The organism is Pantoea sp. BR_17 (assembly GCF_041955125.1).
Lineage (GTDB): Bacteria > Pseudomonadota > Gammaproteobacteria > Enterobacterales > Enterobacteriaceae > Pantoea > Pantoea stewartii.
The window spans coordinates 122,543-143,048 of sequence record NZ_JAVAXT010000009.1 but is presented as its reverse complement, the minus strand read 5'-3'; the positions used below and the strand labels follow the sequence as shown (position 1 = coordinate 143,048).

The following is a 20,506-nucleotide window of genomic DNA, read 5'->3' as shown; positions in this document are numbered from 1 at the left end:
CGTCTCTATCCGGCCGGCCTTGATGAAGCGCAACGCTGCCTTAACCCGATCGCAAAGGCATTTTGCATTATTAACAGACGTGATGCGCATATGGCCGTGCGGGCCAGCGCGGGCAAAAGGAGAGTGCGGTGTCGGGAAAAGACTGGCTGTTAGCCCTGTGTGTAGTGATTGCGTGGGGCGTGAACTTCGTTGTCATAAAACTGGGTCTGCATAACATGCCTCCCTTTTTGCTGGCGGGATTGCGTTTTGCACTGGTTGCCTTTCCTGCCCTTTTACTGGTGCGCCGTCCTGCTGTGCCAGTAAAGTGGCTTTTACTTTACGGCATGACCATCAGTTTTGGGCAGTTTGCGTTTCTGTTTTTGGCCATCAAACTGGGTATGCCTGCAGGCCTTGCTTCGCTGATATTACAGGCGCAGGCGTTCTTTACGCTGCTGCTTGGGGCGCTGTTTCTGGCCGAAAAGCTGCGCTGGAATCACATTGCGGGCATGCTGATTGCCACCTCAGGCATTTTTTTATTAGCCACCTCCGGCATGGCTGGCCAGAGCGCCGCCGGCATAACACTGACCACTATGATGCTTATGCTGGCGGCGGCGTTTTCCTGGGGACTGGGGAATATCACCAATAAAATCATCACCCGGCATTATCCCGTACCGGTTATGTCGCTGGTGGTCTGGAGCGCGCTGGTGCCCGTCGTTCCTTTCTTTGCCTGTTCGCTGCTGTTTGAAGGCCGGTCGGCAATCATTACCAGTCTGACGCACATTGATCTACAGACGGTGATGGCGCTGATTTACCTGGCCTTTGTGGCGACCATTATGGGTTACGGCATCTGGAGTACGTTGCTTAGCCGTTATGAAACCTGGCGTGTGGCACCGCTTTCCCTGCTGGTGCCCGTTGTTGGGATTGTTTCGGCAGCCCTGGTGCTGGGGGAAACCTTATCACGCCAGCAGATTGTGGGTGCTGTAATCATCATTGTCGGGCTGCTGGTCAATATGTTTGGTGGCGTGATTGGTCAGCGCTGGCTCAGGCAGCCGCAACATTAGCGCTTACCACTCGTCAAACTGACGTGCCCGACGTAACTACCCTTTCGTAAATGCCTGTGCATGCGCGCGTTTTCGGGCTGGCTTTGGCAGCCCGCTCGCAGAATAAAACCTCCGCCTGGACAGCAATGCGGATGCATGGAAGTATCCGCATTGCCAGGGCGGCCAGACATCTCTTTTCACTCATCACGACTTTCGCCCGTGTGCTTTATAACCGGGCCAGCAATGATGAAGAAGAAAAACGCAACGCCAACACCACATGATGCAACCTTTCGTCAGTTTCTCACCCAACCTGACATTGCCCGCGATTTCATGGAAATTCATCTTCCCGCAGATCTGCGCGCGATTTGCGACTTACGGACGTTAAAACTGGCGTCCGGTTCCTTTGTTGAAGCGGATCTCCGGCAGTATTTCAGTGATGTGCTGTATAGTCTCAAAACGACAGCGGGTGAGGGCTATATGTACGTCCTGATCGAACATCAGTCTTCACCTGACAGGCATATGGCGTTCAGGCTTCTTCGCTACGCGGTCGCGGCCATGCTGCGCCACCTGGATGCCGGCTATAAAACGCTGCCGCTGGTGATACCGGTGCTGTTTTATATGGGTAAACGCAGACCCTATCCTTATTCCACCTGCTGGCTGGATGATTTTACGCATCCGGCACTGGCTCGCAGGCTCTACAGTACTTGCTTCCCTCTGGTTGATATTACGGTAATGCCTGACGATGAGATTGTGGAACATCGCAGCATGGCGGCACTGACGCTGCTGCAAAAGCACATCCATCAGCGCGATCTCGCAAATCTGATGGACAGACTTGTCCCTGTGCTGCTGTCCGGTTATCTTTCGTCATCACAGATTGTATCGTTGGTGCACTACATTGTGCAGGCGGGTGAAACCCCAGACGTCGAGGCTTTTATTCAGGAACTGGCCCTGCGGGTGCCGCAACACGGAGACACGCTTATGACCATTGCACAGCAGCTTGAACAAAAAGGTATGCAGAAGGGCTTTGAGAAGGGTATTCAGACCGGGCGGCATGAAGGCCGTAATGAAGGTAAACGCGAGGTTGCGCGCACTATGCTGCAGCATGGCCTGGACAGAACAACCGTAATGAAAATGACCGGGTTGAGTGAAGCAGATCTGGCACAGATTCAGCATTGATCTGAACCTGCAAAAGAAGGCGCGGGACAGGTGAAGCCCTGCGTTTGTCAACGCGACCTGATGCTTTTCGTTTTCTTACCATCAGGCCATCACTGATCGCTTCGCCGCATCCGCATCAATCTGCTTGTCGCGGTCATAAAAAAACGGCCACAACCTGTATGCTGTGACCGTTCTCATGTTTACTCAGCCGTCACGGCCGCTTTATTTTAAAATTTCAATCCGGCGTGGTTTCGCTTCTTCAGGAATCAAACGCTCAAGATCGATGCTCAGCAGACCATTTTCCAGGCGCGCGTCGCGCACGACGATATGGTCAGCCAGCTGGAATTTACGCTCGAAATTACGCTCGGCGATGCCCTGATAGAGATATTTACGTTCTGTCTGCTCTTCCGGATGCGCACCACGCACGATGAGCACGTTGTCGTGGGCCGTAATATCCAGTTCACTCTGAGCAAAACCGGCTACCGCGATAGTGATGCGGTAATGATTCTCATCAACCAGTTCAACATTGTAAGGGGGATAACCACCGTTGCTCTGATTTTGATTGGACTCAAGCAGGTTGAACAGGCGATCAAATCCGATGGCAGAGCGATAAAGGGGAGACAGATCAAAGTTACGCATAAAAAGACTCCTGAATGTCAGCAAGTTTTGGCAACCTTCCACTATTGGACAGGTTGTGCAGGACCGCATTGCCCCTTTCGGCGGCAGCCTTAACGACCCTGTTTAGAAAATGGGTGCAGACGCCAGGCTTTCAAGACCCGATGCGTGATTTTTTTCGCCAAACTGGCGAAATGGCATACACTCAAGGGTAAATTGCCGGACCAGAACGGACTTCATGACTGAGAGGGTACGCTGGTGCGCTCACGCAATCAGGTGCCAGAATCGAAGGGACGACATATGAAAATGATGAAAAGGTTACCGTTGGCTGGCGTGATGTGTTGCGCAGTCGCTTCCGGTGGATGTTCCAGCGTCATGACGCATACCGGTGCAAGTCAGGGCTACTATCCGGGCACACGTGCCAGTGCCGACATTCTGACGGACAGTCAGGCCAGCTGGGCGCTAAAGCCCCTGGCGCTGGTTGATCTGCCTTTTTCTGCCGTCATGGATACGCTGTTACTGCCCTGGGATTACTATCGCAGCGACAAGGATAAAGCCCTGGATTCGCCGCGCGCCCGCGTGCTTCAGAGTGAAAAGCTGGCCCACACCGAGGAAAATCTGGCGCATGCTCAGCCCATGCCCGCTATGCAACCGTCACAGTAAACAGGTGCTGCCAGCCCTCTTTTTCCCGCATAAAAGCGATCTTTTTTCCATCCGGTGACCAGACCACCGCATCCCCGGACGGTGCCGACCCGGTGCGGGCGGTTAAGCGTTCGCACTCTCCCGTTTGCCAGTGACACAGCATCACGCTGTTGTCGCAAATAAAGGCAATGGCTTCACCACGAGGATGCCAGCTAAATGCAGACTGAATGCTGTGGTTCAGCCGCGTTATCTGACGCGGTTCACCGCCGTTAGGCGATACCCACCATAATTGAATCACCTGCTGGCTGTCCGCCATCAAAAAGGCGATAGCGCTGCCATCGGGTGAGCTACGTAACCAGTGGCGAGGTTGCTGCGCCAGTCCCTTGCTATAGGTTAACCGTCGCTGTTGAACCCCCGCTGGTGGCGCAGGTAGATGGTGGCTGTCCCCTTCCAGCGGTGAGTGGCCGGGTTTGGCATAGGCTTCCAGTGCCTCTGGCAAATCGACGACAAACACCTCGGGATGCTTGTCTCCTGCCGCGGAAAGCGTGTCGCCAATAAAGGCGATGGCCCAGCGTTGACGGCTGCCGTCCGGCTTTTCATAGCCCTGATGACCAATCCAGCACTCTTCATAGGCCCGATTGATTTGATCGCTGCCCGGCTGTGGGTGCGCTGTCGTTTCACTGACTACTACACAAAAATGGCTGCCATCATATTCGCGCGGATGCTGTTTTTCTGGTTTCACTGCTTTTAACGGGACGGCAATGCCGACATTGCGCAGATCAAGACTGATATCCAGCTCGTGCATCACGTGATCGTTATAGGTGAAGCTGAGGCGCGAGCCATCCGGACTAAAAACATGGACGTGAGAACCGCCGCGCAAAGCACCTGGCGTAAAGGGCGGCGTGATATCGCATGCATCCAGACTGGCGGCCTGACCCGCTTCAATGATCACGCCGCGGCGATGATGAAAGTCATAATGCCAGTTGTCGTCAGGATGCTCTGGCCCATGAATACAGACATAGCGCTCGGGTAAGGTGGGACAAACCGTCACCACGCCAACATGGGCGCCCGCCGTTGCCTCATACAGCACTTCCACTTCGCCGGTATTCACATTAACGCGTTCAATTGTCTTACCGGTGAACGACGCGCCGGAAGGCCGCACATCAAAGGCCAGCCACTGGCTGTCGGGCGTCCAGACGTTGATGTTGGTCAGTTGATGATGACGAGGAGCAAAAGTAATCTGTTTTTCAGGCATGAAAGCACTCGTGAGCAGGCGCGTTATTTGACAGTTGCAGTGATGTTATGGGTAAAACCGTGCAGATGACTGACCTGACTGCGCGGTTTTACCCATAAAAGAAACCGATTAAAGCACCCATTTTTCAATGGCGTGCGCAACCCCATCTTCCATATTGGTTTTGGTCACAAACTGGGCTATTTTTTTCACAGAATCAATCGCATTGCCCATCGCGACGCCGGTCCCTGCGTATTCAATCATCGCCAGATCATTTTCCTGATCGCCTATCGCCATAACCTCTTCCGCTTGCAAACCCAGCTTCTCTGCCAGCATTTTTACGCCATAACCTTTGTTTACCCGACGGTCGAGAATTTCCAGATAGTAGGGCGCGCTTTTCAAAATGGTATACGTCTGGTGCGCATGCTCAGGCAGTCTGGCGATGGCCGCATCAAGCAGAGCGGGTTTATCAATCATCATGAGTTTTGGAAAACGCGTTGACGGATCCATTTCTTCAACGGCCCGATAACGTACCGGGATGCCGGTCAGGCTGGCTTCATGAATTGTAAATTCGCTGATATCTTTATTTGGCGTATACAGGTGTGATTTATCAAACGCCTGAAAATGCACGCCCAGTTCTCTGGCCAGCTTCTCAACATACATGTAATCGTCAAAGCCCAGCGTCACATCGGCGACGACTTCACCATCTTCAGCCCGATGAACAAGCGCGCCATTATTACTGATGCAGTACTGACCTGGCGTATGGAGATCAAGTTCCATTAAATAACGCTCAATACCAACATAAGGTCGGCCGGTCGCCAACACGATGGAAACCCCTTTTTCCCGGGCGCGGTTCAGTGCCGATTTTACGCCTGCGGTGATCTCGTGCTGCGGATTCAGCAGCGTGCCATCCATATCAATTGCGATCAGTTTAATAGCCATAGCATCCTCATTGTGTCGGGTTTACAGCAATGCTAGCGCGATTCAGCTCACATTGACCAGTTTATCGGCGCTTTTCAGCACGCGTGAACCATAACGTGTTACGTTTAGGTCCACGATGATCTGGCAAAAAAAAAACCCTTCACGAGGAAGGGTTTTACATCTTTTGGCGCGATTATATATCGATGTTTGCGGCTTTCAACGCATTCTCTTCGATGAAGGCGCGGCGCGGTTCAACGGCATCCCCCATCAGGGTTGTAAACAGCTGGTCGGCGGCGATCGCATCTTTAATGGTGACACGCAGCATGCGACGGCTGTCTGGATCCATTGTCGTTTCCCACAACTGATCCGGGTTCATCTCACCCAGACCTTTATAGCGCTGTACAGACAGACCACGGCGGGATTCTTTCACCAGCCACTCAATCGCCTGTTCGAAGCTGGATACCGGTTGACGGCGCTCACCGCGCTCGATGTAAGCATCCTCTTCCAGCAGGCCGCGCAGTTTGCCACCCAGGGCGCAAATTTTGCGGTATTCCGGCCCCATAATAAACTCGCTGTCCAGAGGATAATCCGTGTCCACGCCATGGGTCCGTACGCGTAAAACAGGCTCAAACTGATTCAGCTCACGATTTTCACGTACGTGTGCCACATAGGTGCTGCCGTGCGCTTCACGTTCAGTCAGATAGCTCACCAGTCCGTTAATCCAGGCGTTAACGGCCGCTTCATTACTCAGATCGCTCAGCGTGTCGTGATAGACCAGCGCACGTAACATCGCCAGCGGAAAACGGCGCTCCATACGTTTGATCATCTTCTGCGTGCTGTTAAAGTCCGCGACCAGAGATTCAAGCGGCTCACCACCTAATGCCGGTGCGCTGGCATTGGTGTGCAGCGTCGTTCCGTCGAGGGCGATAGCGATCTGATACTGATCCATCGCCTCATCGTCTTTAATATACTGTTCCTGCTTGCCTTTTTTCACTTTATACAGCGGCGGCTGAGCAATGTAGACGTGACCACGCTCAATAATTTCTGGCATCTGACGATAGAAAAAGGTCAACAGCAGTGTACGAATGTGCGAGCCGTCGACGTCCGCATCGGTCATGATGATGATGCTGTGATAGCGCAGTTTATCCGGGTTATATTCGTCGCGGCCAATGCCGCAGCCCAGCGCGGTAATCAGCGTAGCCACTTCCTGAGACGCCAGCATCTTATCGAAACGCGCCTTCTCAACGTTAAGGATTTTCCCTTTCAGCGGCAGAATAGCCTGGTTTTTACGGTTACGGCCTTGCTTGGCAGAACCGCCCGCGGAGTCACCCTCCACCAGGTAGATTTCAGACAGAGCCGGATCGCGCTCCTGACAGTCCGCCAGCTTGCCCGGCAGGCCAGCCAGATCCAGCGCACCTTTGCGGCGTGTCATTTCACGGGCACGGCGCGCGGCTTCACGGGCGCGGGCGGCATCAATGATTTTGCCGACAACGATTTTTGCATCGCCCGGATTTTCCAGCAGATATTCCGCCAGCAGTTCATTCATCTGCTGCTCAACGGCCGATTTCACTTCAGAAGACACCAGCTTGTCTTTGGTCTGTGAAGAGAATTTTGGATCCGGCACTTTCACCGACACCACGGCAATCAGGCCCTCACGCGCGTCATCACCGGTGGCGCTGACTTTGGCCTTCTTGCTGTATCCCTCTTTATCCATGTAGGCATTCAGGGTACGCGTCATCGCGGCGCGGAAACCGGCAAGGTGCGTACCGCCGTCGCGCTGAGGAATGTTGTTAGTGAAGCAGTAGATGTTCTCCTGGAAACCGTCGTTCCACTGCAGGGCTACTTCCACGCCAATGCCGTCTTTTTCGGTTGAGAAATAGAATACGGTCGGATGGATAGGCGTTTTGTTCTTGTTCAGGTATTCGACAAACGCTTTAATCCCACCTTCGTAGTGGAAATGGTCGTTTTTGCCGTCACGTTTGTCTTCCAGACGAATGGAAACACCGGAGTTCAGGAAAGAGAGCTCACGCAGGCGCTTCGCCAGAATGTCGTATTCGAAGTCGGTCACGTTGGTGAACGTGTCATGGCTTGGCCAGAAACGGATACGGGTACCGGTCCCGTCGGTATCGCCTGTCACCGCCAGCGGCGCTTCGGGCACGCCATGCAGATAAATCTGCTGGTGCACTTTGCCTTCGCGACGAATGGTCAGCTCCAGCTTCTGTGACAGGGCGTTAACCACAGACACGCCCACGCCGTGCAGGCCGCCCGAGACTTTATACGAGTTATCGTCGAACTTACCGCCAGCGTGCAGCACGGTCATGATCACTTCTGCCGCGGACACGCCTTCTTCTTCGTGGATACCGGTTGGAATACCGCGTCCGTCATCCTGTACGGAAACCGAGTTGTCCGCATGGATGGTGACAACGATATCTTTACAGTGACCGGCGAGCGCTTCGTCGATTGCGTTATCCACGACCTCGAATACCATGTGATGCAGACCGGTTCCGTCATCGGTATCGCCGATGTACATGCCCGGGCGTTTGCGTACCGCATCAAGCCCTTTCAGAACTTTGATACTTGAAGAGTCATAAGAATTCGACATCAACGTTTCTCGCTCATTTAATCTTTAGGTTGAACCGCTATTTTACCCTGTTCCACGCGGAACATCTTGCCCTTTTCGTCAGTCATGTCGATTACATGCTCGGACGAGATGGCGCTGACAAAGACCTGAGCCTGCGTCGCCTTCAGTCGTTCCGCCAGCAGGCGGCGGCGACTGTCGTCCAGTTCAGAGGCAAAGTCATCAATGAGGTAAACACAACGGCGTCCGCTCTGGTTAGTCAGGAACTCGCCCTGCGCCAGACGCAATGCACACATCAGCAGTTTAAGCTGCCCGCGTGAGAGTAAATCTTCCACCGGCGTACCTTCGGCACGAATACGAAAGTCCGCTTTATGCGGGCCGCTGGCGGTGTAGGTTAAGGCCCGATCGCGTTCAAAGTTGCGTTCAAGCAGTTCGGCATAATCGCTCTCTTTGTCCCAGCCGCGCTGGAACGAAAAACGCAGATCAAATTCGGGTAAAAACTGCCCGCAGGTGGTTACGATCTCGGCTGAGATCGCGCCACTGTACTCGGCGCGCCACTGGCTAATCTGTTCGGCCAGCGGCACCAGTTCTTGATCCCAGGGACGAACCTGACTGTAGCGCGTGACCTGACGCAATGCCGCATTGCGCTGTTTGAGCAGGCGCCGCAGGTTGCTCCAGGCATTAAAAAAACCCGGCGTATTGTGAAAGCAGCCCCAGTCGACATAGGCTCTGCGATATTTAGGACCGCCATTAAGTAGGGTAAAACCCTCTGGCGTGATCAACTGCATCGGCAGTAACTGCGCCAGCTCGGCCACTTTATGTCCGTCGCTGCCGTCAATGCGGACTTTGCTCTCCCCGGCGCGATTTTTACTGAGCCCGACGGAGAACTCGCGCTCCTGGCCTTCCAGCCGGCCATGCAGCACAAAGGCGGCCTGATCGTGCCGAATTACCCGTCCCGCCTGCAAACTGCGAAACGCACGTCCGTGGCCCAGCGTATAGATCGCCTCAAGCACGCTGGTTTTGCCGCTACCGTTCGCGCCCACCAGAAAATTAAATCCCGGCGCTAACGCCAGGTCAGCCTGTTCAATATTGCGAAAATCTTTTATTAGCAGGCGGGTTAAAGCCATGAATCAATCCAGCGTGAAGGGCAAAAGTCAGGATGAAAGGGATTGTGCCTTTGAAAAACAAGCCGCTCGGGTCACGGACAATACCGTCCGAAACCCGAATGGCGAGCAGGCCAGCGTACGATGGCCTACAGGCGCATAGGCATGACGACATAGGCCGCCGCCGGGCTGACGACATCTTCAATCTGCACACTCGACACAGAATCCGTCAGCAGCAAACGGACGTTCTCGCACTTCAGCGCATTCAGCACGTCCAGCACGTAACTCACGTTGAACCCAATTTCCAGCTCGCTGCCGTTATAGCTGACATCCAGCATCTCTTCCGCTTCTTCCTGTTCAGGGTTATTCGCGGTAATTTTTAGCTGATTTTCGGTGATATGCAGACGAACGCCACGGAATTTCTCATTCGACAGAATCGCAGCACGGGCAAAGGCCTGTTTCAGCAGATCGCAACCGGCTTCCAGCACCTTATCCGGATTCTTGGGCAACACACGACGATAATCCGGGAAGCGACCATCCACCAGCTTAGAGGTGAAGATATAGTCGCCCACATGTGCACGGATATTACTGCTGCCAATCTGTACCTGAAGCGGCGTATCGCCGCCATCCAGCAGACGCAACAGCTCGATAACCCCTTTACGCGGCACGATGACCGAATGGCTGGGCAGCGCCTGGCCAACGGGCATGGAACAGACGGCCAGACGGTGACCATCGGTGGCGACCGTACGCAGTTCTTCGCCTTCGGTCTCAAACATCATGCCGTTCAGGTAGTAACGCACGTCCTGATGCGCCATGGAAAACTGCGTGGCTTCAATAAGCCGTTTCAGCGTTGCCTGCGGCAGCGTGAATTCCACCTCGCTCTGCCAGTCATCCAGGTTGGGGAAGTCGCTGGCGGGCAAGGTCGAAAGCGAGAAACGGCTGCGGCCAGAGCGCACCAACATCCGTTCGCCTTCCAGTGTGACGTTGATCTCTGCGCCTTCCGGCAGGCCGCGACAAATATCGAGAAATTTGCGTGCCGGCACGGTGGTTGCGCCAGGCTCGTGCGCCTGAGTAAGCGCCACGCGCGCCACCATTTCCATTTCCAAATCGGTGCCGGTCAGCAACAGCGATCCGTCATTCACCTGCATCAGCAGGTTGCCAAGGATCGGCAGCGTCGGACGACCACCAAGGGGGCCGCTGACTTGCTGCAGCGGCTTTAGCAACTGTTCACGTTCAACAATAAATTTCATAGCGTCACGAAGATAATGTTCTGATGAGATTAGAGAAATCTTCTTTGATGTCGTGGCTTTCTTCACGCAACTGCTCAATCTTGCGGCAGGCATGAAGCACCGTGGTATGGTCGCGACCGCCAAAAGCATCGCCAATTTCCGGCAAACTGTGGTTGGTCAGCTCTTTCGCCATCGCCATCGCCATTTGACGCGGACGCGCGACTGAGCGCGAACGGCGCTTAGAGAGCAAATCCGCGACTTTAATTTTGTAGTACTCCGCAACGGTCTTCTGAATATTATCAATAGTGACCAGTTTTTCCTGCAGGGCCAGCAGATCCCGCAATGCTTCGCGGACGAAATCGATCGTAATCGCCCGACCGGTAAAGTTAGCGTTCGCAATCACCCGGTTCAGTGCCCCTTCCAGCTCACGCACGTTCGAACGTAAACGCTTGGCAATAAAGAAGGCCACTTCGCCCGGCAAACGAATGTCGTTTTCGTCCGCCTTTTTCATCAGGATCGCAACGCGGGTTTCCAGTTCAGGCGGTTCGATCGCCACGGTCAGGCCCCAGCCAAACCGTGACTTCAGTCGATCTTCAACCCCGTTGATCTCTTTGGGGTAACGATCCGACGTCAAAATGATCTGTTGATTGCCTTCCAGCAGTGCATTGAAGGTGTGAAAAAATTCTTCCTGCGAACGCTCTTTATTGGCAAAAAACTGAATGTCATCGATCAACAGCGCATCAACCGAGCGGTAGTAACGCTTAAACTCTTCAATGGCGTTATTTTGCAGCGCTTTTACCATGTCCTGCACAAAGCGCTCGGAATGCATGTAAACCACTTTCGCGTTTGGCTTACGCGCAATGATGCCATTACCCACGGCGTGCAGCAGGTGAGTTTTGCCGAGGCCAGTACCGCCATAAAGGAACAACGGATTGTAGGCACCGCCAGGGTTATCGGCCACCTGGCGTGCCGCCGCGCGCGCCAGTTGGTTAGATTTACCTTCAACAAAGTTGTCGAAGTTATGGCGATTGTTAACATTGGACCGATAGGTCACATCCGCAGGAGCAGGCACGTTGTCCCAGCTCGGACGTAAAATCTGTGTCGGTGCCGGACGGCTTGGCACAGGCTCCGCCGGCGCACTGACGCTGGCCATCGCGGGCTGGCTGACCGCTGCGGCGTGTTGAACCGGACGCGTGCCCACCTCAAAACGCAACAGCGGGACATTGGCACCGCAGAATTCGTTCAGCAATGCGTTGATGCTGTTTAGGTATTTATCCCGAACCCAGTCGAGTACGAAGCGGTTAGGAGCATACAAGGCAAGCGTATTGTCGTTTAATTCAGCCTGTAGTGGACGGATCCACATGCTGAATTCGGTGGCAGGAAGCTCATCCTGCAAACGGGCAAGACACTGTTGCCAAAGCGTAAGTGACACGGCGGACTCCACTCGTACAAATTCGATAAGAAAAAGTAGGCACTAATCTAAGAAACGTTCATTTTTGACACAGACGAAAGAAAGCGCCTGCGACCGCTATCAGCGGTTTTCCACCCCGCAACCATCGGAGGATCGCCAGAGGAAGGGCGGATCATAGCGCAAAGCGCGACAGAGATCTTCCCTTTCTACACAGTTTTTCTCCTTTTTATCCACAGGGCATGAACGCGGGTAAAAGTCTACGCCTGCGGCAGAAAAAACCACCTGGGATCGTGCTGAATGATCCAAATTTTCGGACGGCTTCTCGTTTTTGACGTGTGGCAGGCGAATTTGATCGCAATAAGATCCTGCGCGATCCTTGCGCTTTAACGCAGACCCCGTATAATTCTCCCCCCGGCGTTGTCGCGTAAAGCTCAATGCCCGGACTCAGCGGGCTGTATCCGGGTTTTCTGGCGCCGCGACAAGCGAAGTAAATTGACTCGGGACTGTACAATTATTACAATCCCGCCTCTTTATTAAAGACACATTGAGGCGTCGGTCTGTTTGTTGGCCCGAAAACGCGTCACCCAGTGAAAATTTTCAAGTTTAGGTAGAAATCGCCATGAAACGCACTTTTCAACCGTCCGTACTGAAGCGCAACCGTTCACACGGCTTCCGTGCTCGTATGGCTACTAAAAATGGTCGTCAGGTTCTGGCACGTCGTCGTGCTAAAGGCCGCGCTCGTCTGACCGTTTCTAAGTAATAAAGCTAACCCTGATGGGTAAGCTCGCATTTCCCAGGGAGTTACGTTTGTTAACTCCCACTCATTTCACTTTCGTCTTTCAGCAGCCACAACGGGCTGGCACGCCGCAAATTACTATTCTCGGCCGCCTTAACGCGCTGGGGTATCCCCGCATCGGTCTTACCGTCGCGAAAAAACATGTGAAACGCGCTCACGAACGTAACCGGATCAAGCGATTGACCCGCGAAAGCTTTCGTCTGCGTCAACATGAATTGCCGTCGATGGACTTTGTGGTGGTCGCGAAAAAGGGTGTTGCCGATCTCGATAACCGTATGTTGGCGGAAGCGTTGGAGAAATTATGGCGTCGTCACTGTCGCCTGGCGCGCGGTTCCTGATCGTCCTGATACGCGTATATCAACGCGGTATCAGTCCATTGCTGGGGCCACACTGTCGGTTTCATCCGACCTGCTCTCAATACGGAATTGAGGCCTTACGCAGGTTTGGCGTGATAAAAGGCAGTTGGTTGACTTTAAAACGCGTATTAAAATGCCACCCTTTGAACCCGGGTGGTGACGATCCTGTGCCGCCAAAAACCTTTGATACCAGAGAACATTAACGATGGATTCGCAACGCAATCTCTTTCTCATCGCTTTTCTGTTCGTGTCTTTCATGATCTGGCAAGCCTGGCAGACGGACCACGCTCCGAAGCCATTGCAGACCCAGACCACGCAAAACACCAACAGCGCTGCCGGTGATGCTACCGGTGTTCCCGCCAGTGGCCAGGGTAAAACGATCACCGTTAAGACCGATGTCCTGTCATTAACCATCAACACTCGCGGTGGCGATGTTGATCAGGCGCTGCTGCTGACTTACCCGGATAAGCTGGGTTCTGACAAGCCGTTTGAGCTGCTTGAAACCACACCATCGTTTGTCTACCAGGCGCAGAGCGGTCTGACTGGCCGTAATGGTCCGGACAACCCGAACAACGGTGCGCGTCCGCTGTATACCACGGCACAGGATCACTTCGAACTGGCTGACGGTCAGAGCGAGCTGCGTGTTCCGATGACGTTCACAGCTGAAAACGGCGTTGTCTATACCAAAACGTTTGTGTTCAAGCGTGGCGACTATGCAGTTAACGTTGATTACAACATTAATAACACCAGCCAGCAGCCGCTGGAAGTGTCAATGTTTGGTCAGTTAAAACAGACCATCGATTTGCCTAAGCACCGCGATACCGGCAGCAATAACTTTGCGCTGCATACCTTCCGCGGTACGGCTTACTCCACCAGCGAATCGAAATACGAAAAGATTAAGTTCGATACCATCGCCGATAACGAAAACCTCAACACCACCACCACCAATGGCTGGGTGGCGATGTTGCAGCAGTATTTCGCTACCGCCTGGGTGCCGCGCACGCAGGGAACCAACACGCTTTACACCAGCAATCTGGGAAATGGCGTGGCGGCTATCGGCTATAAATCTGCGCCGGTCACCGTTGCACCGGGTGCACAGCAGACACTGGATGCCACACTGTGGGTAGGTCCGGAAATTCAGGATAAAATGGCCGCGATTGCGCCGCATCTTGACCTGACTGTGGACTATGGCTGGTTATGGTTCATCTCTCAGCCGCTGTTTAAACTGTTGAAGTTCATTCACAGCTTTATCGGTAACTGGGGCTTCTCCATCATCATCATCACGTTCATCGTGCGTGGCATCATGTACCCGCTGACGAAAGCGCAGTACACCTCGATGGCGAAAATGCGCATGCTGCAGCCGAAGATTCAGGCGATGCGTGAGCGTTTAGGGGATGATAAGCAGAAGCAGAGCCAGGAAATGATGGCGCTGTATAAGGCTGAAAAAGTGAATCCGCTGGGTGGCTGTCTGCCGCTGGTGATTCAGATGCCTATCTTCCTGGCCTTGTACTACATGCTGTCTGGCTCGGTTGAACTGCGTCATGCGCCGTTTATTTTATGGATTCATGACCTGTCAGCGCAGGATCCGTACTATATTCTGCCGATCCTGATGGGCATCACCATGTTCTTCATTCAGAAGATGTCACCGACGACGGTGACCGATCCGATGCAGCAGAAGATCATGACGTATATGCCTGTAATTTTCACCGTGTTCTTCCTGTGGTTCCCGTCAGGTCTGGTGTTGTACTACATCGTCAGTAACCTGGTGACCATTCTCCAGCAGCAGCTGATCTATCGCGGGCTGGAAAAACGTGGCTTACACAGCCGCGACAAGAAGAAAGCGTAAAACCGTCGCGGGAGGTCTCCCGCGATAAAACAGGTTATGCTCAGGCGGTCAAAGCGACCGCCTTTGTTTTCTGTAGTGAGAGAAAATGTATGAGCCATAGCGATACCATTGTTGCTCAGGCCACGCCGCCCGGACGCGGCGGCGTTGGCATTTTGCGTGTTTCCGGTCCGCAGGCCGCCGAGGTTGCCCGCCAGGTGCTGGGTAAACTCCCTAAACCACGTTATGCCGACTACTTATCGTTTAACGACAGTGATGGCAGCGTGCTGGATCAGGGCATCGCGCTATGGTTTCCTGGCCCCAACTCCTTTACCGGCGAGGATGTGCTGGAGCTGCAAGGTCACGGCGGCCCGGTGATTCTGGATCTGCTGCTGAAACGGATTGTGGCTCTGCCCGGATTACGTATCGCGCAGCCTGGTGAATTTTCTGAACGCGCGTTTCTGAACGACAAACTCGATCTGGCCCAGGCGGAAGCCATTGCCGATCTGATTGACGCCAGCTCAGAACAGGCCGCGCGTTCGGCGGTAAATTCCCTGCAAGGCGCGTTCTCTGTCCGTGTTAACCAGCTTGTGGAAGCCCTGACTCACCTGCGTATCTACGTGGAAGCGGCCATTGACTTTCCTGATGAAGAGATCGATTTCCTGTCTGACGGCAAAATCGAAGGGCAGCTTAATGCTGTCATTCGCGATCTCGATGCGGTGCGCGCGGAAGCCAGACAGGGCAGCCTGCTGCGCGAAGGGATGAAAGTCGTCATTGCCGGTCGGCCAAATGCCGGAAAATCGAGCCTGCTTAATGCACTTGCCGGGCGTGAAGCGGCTATCGTCACGGATATCGCCGGCACCACGCGCGATGTGCTGCGTGAACACATCCATATTGATGGTATGCCACTGCATATCATTGATACCGCCGGTTTACGCGAAGCCAGTGATGAGGTGGAACGTATCGGCATCGAGCGCGCCTGGCATGAAATAGAACAGGCGGACCGCGTGCTGTTTATGGTTGATGGCACCACCACGCAGGCGACCGAACCGGCGGAAATCTGGCCCGATTTTGTCGCTCGCCTGCCGTCTCAACTGCCGATCACCGTGGTGCGCAATAAAGCGGACATCACCGGTGAAACGCTCGGCCTGACGGACGTCAATGGTCATGCCCTGATCAGACTGTCTGCCCGCACCAGCGAAGGAATTGATACCTTACGTGATCACCTCAAACAGACCATGGGGTTTGCCGACAATATGGAAGGCGGCTTCCTGGCGCGCCGTCGTCATTTGCAGGCACTGGAATTAGCCGCAACCCACCTGGAGCAGGGAAAACATCAACTGCTGGGCGCATGGGCAGGGGAATTACTGGCAGAAGAGTTGCGTCTGGCGCAGCAGGCGCTAAGTGAAATTACGGGTGAATTTACCTCGGACGATCTGTTAGGCCGGATTTTCTCCAGTTTCTGTATTGGTAAGTAGCTCAGCGGGCAGACGGCGGTGGAAATGTGCATCCAGAAACGCAATCCGCCGTGCGTTGCGCATCGGTTGCCGTAACGCAAGGTATGATAACGAGGGATAAGATTGCTCACGTTTTGCGGCGTGCCAGGTCATTCACACTAAACCGGGCGAATAGGCATCCAAAAGCGTGAACGCAACGTACAGGTTAAATACTGGATGTTTTCCTGGAGAGTTATATGACGATACCGCTCGATGATGCCGCGCTGAATACGTTGTTTTACCAGGCCCGTACGCACAGTCACTGGCAGCCTGAACCGGTGCAGCAGTCGCTGCTGGAGAAGCTCTATCAGATGGTTGCCCTGGCACCGACCTCGGCCAACTGCTCACCCGGTCGCTTTGTTTTTGTCACCTCCGCGGAGGGAAAAGAAAAGCTGAAGCCGGCCCTGGCCTCCGGCAACCTTGAGAAAACCCTGCGCGCCCCTGTCACCGTGATTATTGCCTGGGACAGCGAGTTTTATCAGCATCTGACCATGTTGTTTCAACATGCCGATGCGCGAAACTGGTTTACCAACACACCCGATCTGGTTAAAGAAACCGCATTTCGTAACAGTAGCCTGCAGGCAGGCTATCTGATCATGGCCGCGCGTGCGCTGGGGCTGGATGCAGGCCCGATGTCAGGATTCGATCCGCTTAAAGTGAACGCGGCCTTTTTTGCCGGTACCAGCTGGCAGGCCAACCTGCTCATTAACCTGGGCTATGGCTTACCCGACAAGCTCCCGCCCCGATTACCCCGGCTGAGCCTGGAGCAGGCCTGCCAGTTCGTCTGAGTTACTGGAGCGTTACGTGCTTACCGTAACGCTCACTGCTTTCCCGCCCTTTGCGTACGGTTTTAATGCGCGTCGATAAAGGCGATTTTCAATACAAACAGCAAGGCGACAATGACGACGCAGGGGCTGATTTCTCGCCAGCGACCGGTGCCCAGCTTCATCACACAGTACGCAATAAAGCCCAGTGCGATGCCTTCTGTAATCGAAAAACTAAAGGGCATCATGGCGGCAGTTACAAATGCCGGGACGGCTTCGGTCAGGTCATCCCATTTGACGCGGGACAGGCTGGCCGTCATCAGCACGCCAACATAGATTAACGCGCCTGCCGCAGCATAGGCCGGTACCATGGCCGCCAGGGGCGATAAAAACGTGACGAGCAGGAACAGAAGGCCTGTGACCACGGCCATCAATCCGGTACGGCCGCCGACGGCTACGCCGGAGGTACTTTCAATATAGGCGGTCACCGATGACGTTCCTGCCAGCGCGCCCGTTACCGAACTGATGCTGTCGACATACAACGCCTGTTTCATGCGCGGGAACGTGCCTTTTTCATCAGCCAGTCCGGCTTTGTCGGTCACGCCAATCAAGGTGCCGGACGAGTCAAACAGATTGACCAGCATAAAGGAGAATATGACGCCTGCCATGCCGATGTTGAACGCGCCTTTAATATCAACCTGACCGACAATCGCGGTGACAGATGGCGGCGCAGAAACCACGCCCGTGAACGTCACGTCGCCCAGCAGCCAGCCCAACGCCGTGGTGACGATCATCGAAATGAGCACGGCGGCGTGAATGTTGCGTGAGGCCAGAATGGCGATAATAAAGAATCCCAGCGCACCCAGCAGCACATTGTGTGAGCTGAGGTTACCCACGCTGACCAGCGTATCCGGGTTGGCCACAATGATACCGGCGTTTTTCAGGCCCATCATGGCAATGAACAGGCCAATGCCAGCGGTGATGCCTACGCGCAGGCTAAGCGGAATATTGGCGATCATCCAGTAACGTACCCGCAACAGAGTCAGGATGAGCAGACCCAGTGCGCCCCAGAAGATGGCACCCATGCCGACCTGCCATGAGTAACCCATCGCGCCGACGACCACAAAGGCAAAAAAGGCATTGAGGCCCATCGCCGGGGCCAGGGCGACAGGAAGATTGGCAAACAGCCCCATCAGGATGCTGCCGAACGCGGCAATCAAACAGGTCGTTACGAACACTGCCCGGGTATCCATGCCTGCGACACCTAAAATCTGCGGGTTCACAAAAACAATGTATACCATGGTCAAAAACGTGGTAATGCCTGCGATCACTTCGGTACGAACCGTTGTACCATGCTCCTGCAGTTTGAATACGCGCTGAAAAAGGCCTTGTTTATTCATGCCATTTATCCAGAAGAAAATTTCACCGGCGCGTATCCTGGCGATTTTGCCCCGGCAATACAATGATTTTTCGCAACCGATTGCCATATCCCGGCCCCTCAGGGCCACGCTGACGTGTTAAGGTACCCCGAACAAAAGGAGGAGTCAGATGTCTGTTGAATGCGTCTTTTTCGATTGTGACGGTACCCTGGTTGACAGTGAAGTCCTGTGCACCCGCGCGTATGTCACCACCTTTGCCCAGTACGGGATTACGCTCTCTCTACAGGAGATGTTCGAAAAGTACAAAGGGGTAAAGCTGTATGACATCATCCGCGACGTCAGTGAAACGCATCGGGTCGCTCTGCCGCTGGAGGACGTTGAACCGGCCTACCGGCGCGAAGTGGCCCGTTTGTTTGACCGTGAACTGAAGCCGATAGCCGGTGCGAAGGCACTGGTCGGGCAAATGGCAGTACCGATATGCGTGGTGTCAAACGGCACGGTGAAAAAGATGCAGCACTCGCTGGGCCTCACCGGCATGCTGAATCATTTCTCTGACCGTCTTTACAGCGGTTACGATATTGGCCACTGGAAGCCCGAACCCGAGCTGATGTTTCACGCAGCCCAACAAATGCAGGTACCCGTCGAGCGCTGTATTTTGGTGGATGACTCCGAAGCGGGGGCGCGTGCCGGTATCGCAGCAGGCATGCCGGTGTTTTATTACTGTGCCGACGCTCATAATCCCGAACTCCATCATCCGCTGGTGACCGTGTTCACCGATATGGCCGCGTTACCCGCGCTGTGGCGCGCCAGAGGCTGGAACCTGACGCGCTGACTCAGGTCACCCAATGTCGTTTATCCACCCGACTGAGCAGCATTCCCAGTAATAAGCTGCCCACCAGCGTGACGGTAAAAACGGCAGGCAGGTCGAGCCAGGGACGCGCCATATCGTCATAGTGATGGGTGCGAATAAAATGGATGAACAGGGCGTGAAAGCCGTAGATGGGCAGAGAGTAGCGCGAAATGATGGCCAGACCGGGCAGCGTACGTTGATTAAAGGCATTTTTGAACACCACCAGCGCGCTTATTGCGGCAATGAATACCAGCGGTCCGCAATAGAGATACCACGTATCGTTAAAGGCACCATTAACGATTAACGCGCGCTTCGTACCCAGCATAATGCCGGTCACGCAGGCCACAAAGGTCACGGCAGCCAACGGTGTGATAGCGCGTCTTTCTGTGTCCATGGTACCGATCGCCCGGCCTAATAAGGCGTAGAGCAGGTAATAGATACTGTCGCCGCTCAGGTAAAGGTTAATGGGCAACCAGTGAAAGCGCCCCCACGACTGGTCCATGGTATTGGGATTCGCGAGGACCACCACAATCAGCACCAGTAGCGCCACGTAGCGCGGCCGCACGCTTTTTACCTGAATCAGGGGCGACAAGAGGTAAATCCCCATGAGCGCGAAGAAAAACCACAGATGGTAGAACACCGGCTTCTGCAGCATTTTTAAAATTGAACGGCCTTCGCCAATTGGCGTCAGCAGGCTGATATAAACCAGTGACACGGCACTGTAAAAAACCAGACATCCCAGCAGTCGCCACAGGTGGCGCGGCTGCGTACTGCGTTCACCAAAGAACAGATAGCCTGAAATCATAAAAAACAGCGGCACACAGATGCGTGACGCTGAATTGAACAGGTTAGCAATATCCCACCAGTGACCTTTTATGGCCATCGGCCCGGTCAGATACCACGTTGTGGTGTGAATGACGATGACCATCAGGCAGGCAATCGCCCGCAAATTATCAATCCAGTAAATCTTTTGCGACATGGTGTCCTCTGGCGCAGTGCGTCCCGGTGCAAAGCGTAGCCAGTCGCGTCGACGTCAACAAGCGCAATAGCGGGGATTCAGAACCCTCTGTGCACAGGATCGCATGAAAACGCATAACCGTATCGGTTAATCAGGCGATGACAGGCCGCCAGCAGGCTAA

Annotated in this window: 19 protein-coding genes; 10 read left to right on the top strand and 9 right to left on the bottom strand. The window is 54.2% G+C overall.

The genetic code is table 11. From position 1 onward, the window contains the following. Positions 1 to 128 precede the first annotated feature (128 nt). Together RAC60_RS15090 and RAC60_RS15085 are read left to right on the top strand one after the other, a co-directional pair. Entirely contained in the window at positions 129 to 1,040 is a 912-nt protein-coding gene (locus RAC60_RS15090; protein WP_058701535.1) for an EamA family transporter, read from the top strand. A gap of 225 nt (positions 1,041 to 1,265) precedes the next feature. Next, entirely contained in the window at positions 1,266 to 2,195 is a 930-nt protein-coding gene (locus tag RAC60_RS15085) for an Rpn family recombination-promoting nuclease/putative transposase (protein WP_375093983.1), read from the top strand. A 201-nt stretch (positions 2,196 to 2,396) separates the two neighbouring features. Here the strand turns inward: RAC60_RS15085 and ibpA are convergent, their stop codons facing one another. Further along, on the bottom strand, positions 2,397 to 2,813 hold the full coding sequence (gene ibpA / locus RAC60_RS15080; protein ID WP_006121371.1) for a small heat shock chaperone IbpA: 417 nt from the start codon (positions 2,811 to 2,813) through the stop codon (positions 2,397 to 2,399). A 276-nt stretch (positions 2,814 to 3,089) separates the two neighbouring features. Here ibpA and RAC60_RS15075 point away from each other — a divergent pair, with 276 nt between their 5' ends. Then, positions 3,090 to 3,452: a YceK/YidQ family lipoprotein gene (locus RAC60_RS15075; RefSeq protein ID WP_006121372.1), complete on the top strand. Its 363-nt coding sequence runs from the start codon at positions 3,090 to 3,092 to the stop codon at positions 3,450 to 3,452. On the opposite strand, the gene RAC60_RS15070 is transcribed toward RAC60_RS15075, so the two are convergent. The 6 genes from RAC60_RS15070 to dnaA all read right to left on the bottom strand — a co-directional run bounded on the left by RAC60_RS15070 (position 3,433) and on the right by dnaA (position 11,925). After that, positions 3,433 to 4,686, bottom strand: coding sequence for a DUF3748 domain-containing protein (locus RAC60_RS15070; RefSeq protein WP_263757262.1), 1,254 nt, complete (start codon positions 4,684 to 4,686; stop codon positions 3,433 to 3,435). The genes RAC60_RS15075 and RAC60_RS15070 overlap by 20 nt on opposite strands. A gap of 108 nt (positions 4,687 to 4,794) precedes the next feature. After that, positions 4,795 to 5,604, bottom strand: coding sequence for a sugar-phosphatase (gene yidA / locus RAC60_RS15065; RefSeq protein ID WP_289367698.1), 810 nt, complete (start codon positions 5,602 to 5,604; stop codon positions 4,795 to 4,797). 172 nt (positions 5,605 to 5,776) lie between these two features. Next, the gene (gene gyrB / locus RAC60_RS15060; protein ID WP_375093970.1) at positions 5,777 to 8,185 is read right to left on the bottom strand and encodes a DNA topoisomerase (ATP-hydrolyzing) subunit B; all 2,409 of its coding nucleotides are present in this window, start codon (positions 8,183 to 8,185) and stop codon (positions 5,777 to 5,779) included. Positions 8,186 to 8,202: 17 nt separating this feature from the next. Next, the gene (recF, locus tag RAC60_RS15055; protein WP_375093969.1) at positions 8,203 to 9,288 is read right to left on the bottom strand and encodes a DNA replication/repair protein RecF; all 1,086 of its coding nucleotides are present in this window, start codon (positions 9,286 to 9,288) and stop codon (positions 8,203 to 8,205) included. Between the two features lie 125 nt (positions 9,289 to 9,413). Further along, positions 9,414 to 10,514: a DNA polymerase III subunit beta gene (gene dnaN / locus RAC60_RS15050; RefSeq protein ID WP_006121377.1), complete on the bottom strand. Its 1,101-nt coding sequence runs from the start codon at positions 10,512 to 10,514 to the stop codon at positions 9,414 to 9,416. Positions 10,515 to 10,518: 4 nt separating this feature from the next. Further along, positions 10,519 to 11,925: a chromosomal replication initiator protein DnaA gene (dnaA, locus tag RAC60_RS15045; protein WP_006121378.1), complete on the bottom strand. Its 1,407-nt coding sequence runs from the start codon at positions 11,923 to 11,925 to the stop codon at positions 10,519 to 10,521. A 598-nt stretch (positions 11,926 to 12,523) separates the two neighbouring features. Between dnaA and rpmH the strand changes: the two genes are divergently transcribed. The 6 genes from rpmH to RAC60_RS15015 all read left to right on the top strand — a co-directional run bounded on the left by rpmH (position 12,524) and on the right by RAC60_RS15015 (position 17,162). Further along, positions 12,524 to 12,664 (top strand): 50S ribosomal protein L34, encoded by a 141-nt coding sequence (rpmH, locus tag RAC60_RS15040; protein WP_000831330.1) that lies wholly within the window; start codon positions 12,524 to 12,526, stop codon positions 12,662 to 12,664. A gap of 14 nt (positions 12,665 to 12,678) precedes the next feature. Further along, positions 12,679 to 13,038 (top strand): ribonuclease P protein component, encoded by a 360-nt coding sequence (gene rnpA / locus RAC60_RS15035; RefSeq protein ID WP_013023999.1) that lies wholly within the window; start codon positions 12,679 to 12,681, stop codon positions 13,036 to 13,038. Beyond that, positions 13,002 to 13,259, top strand: coding sequence for a membrane protein insertion efficiency factor YidD (gene yidD / locus RAC60_RS15030; protein WP_006121380.1), 258 nt, complete (start codon positions 13,002 to 13,004; stop codon positions 13,257 to 13,259). The genes rnpA and yidD overlap by 37 nt, the downstream gene beginning before the upstream one ends. 2 nt (positions 13,260 to 13,261) lie before the next feature. Then, the gene (yidC, locus tag RAC60_RS15025; protein WP_006121381.1) at positions 13,262 to 14,902 is read left to right on the top strand and encodes a membrane protein insertase YidC; all 1,641 of its coding nucleotides are present in this window, start codon (positions 13,262 to 13,264) and stop codon (positions 14,900 to 14,902) included. An 89-nt stretch (positions 14,903 to 14,991) separates the two neighbouring features. Continuing rightward, positions 14,992 to 16,356, top strand: a complete 1,365-nt coding sequence (mnmE, locus tag RAC60_RS15020; protein WP_006121382.1) for a tRNA uridine-5-carboxymethylaminomethyl(34) synthesis GTPase MnmE — start codon at positions 14,992 to 14,994, stop codon at positions 16,354 to 16,356. Between the two features lie 215 nt (positions 16,357 to 16,571). Beyond that, positions 16,572 to 17,162, top strand: coding sequence for a malonic semialdehyde reductase (locus tag RAC60_RS15015; RefSeq protein WP_006121383.1), 591 nt, complete (start codon positions 16,572 to 16,574; stop codon positions 17,160 to 17,162). Between the two features lie 62 nt (positions 17,163 to 17,224). Here RAC60_RS15015 and RAC60_RS15010 read toward each other — a convergent pair whose 3' ends face one another. Then, positions 17,225 to 18,538, bottom strand: a complete 1,314-nt coding sequence (locus tag RAC60_RS15010) for an NCS2 family permease (RefSeq protein WP_033737296.1) — start codon at positions 18,536 to 18,538, stop codon at positions 17,225 to 17,227. Positions 18,539 to 18,686: 148 nt separating this feature from the next. On the opposite strand from RAC60_RS15010, the gene yieH reads away from it, so the two are divergent. Continuing rightward, positions 18,687 to 19,349 (top strand): 6-phosphogluconate phosphatase, encoded by a 663-nt coding sequence (gene yieH / locus RAC60_RS15005; RefSeq protein WP_375093968.1) that lies wholly within the window; start codon positions 18,687 to 18,689, stop codon positions 19,347 to 19,349. A gap of 1 nt (position 19,350) precedes the next feature. On the opposite strand, the gene RAC60_RS15000 is transcribed toward yieH, so the two are convergent. Then, positions 19,351 to 20,346 carry an acyltransferase gene (locus RAC60_RS15000; protein ID WP_006121386.1) on the bottom strand — a complete coding sequence of 332 codons (996 nt, stop codon included), beginning with the start codon at positions 20,344 to 20,346 and terminating at the stop codon, positions 19,351 to 19,353. Positions 20,347 to 20,506: the final 160 nt, after the last annotated feature.